Below are 354 nucleotides of genomic sequence, written 5' to 3'. Positions count from 1 at the left end.
ACCTAACACCACGTACGCCGAAGTGACGGGCGCGGTGATGCTGACCAAGAACTACAACCCGAAAATCATGACCTGGGCGGCGATCTTTGCTATCAGCCTGGCGTTTATCGGCAAGTTCGGTGCGCTGCTGCAAAGCATCCCGGTGCCGGTGATGGGCGGGATTCTTTGCCTGTTGTTCGGGTCGATTGCTGCGGTGGGCATGAACACCATGATCCGCCACAAGATCGATTTGGCCGAAGCGCGCAACCTGGTGATTGTCTCGGTCACGCTGGTGTTCGGGATTGGCGGCATGCTGGTCGGCACCGGTACCGGCGCGCAAGACTTCGGCCTCAAGGGCATCGCGCTGTGCGCTGT

The 354-nt window shown here is 60.2% G+C and carries 1 protein-coding gene; it reads left to right on the top strand.

The genetic code is table 11. The annotated features are described in order from the left end of the window. Positions 1-37: 37 nt before the first annotated feature. A partial coding sequence (locus AC1DPX_RS35205; protein ID WP_477242632.1) for a solute carrier family 23 protein occupies positions 38-354 on the top strand: 317 nt, incomplete at its 3' end.

Source organism: Mesorhizobium sp. 01N446, from assembly GCF_056399285.1.
Note: the sequence above shows the minus strand (reverse complement) of the source record. Positions and strands in the feature narration are given on the sequence as shown.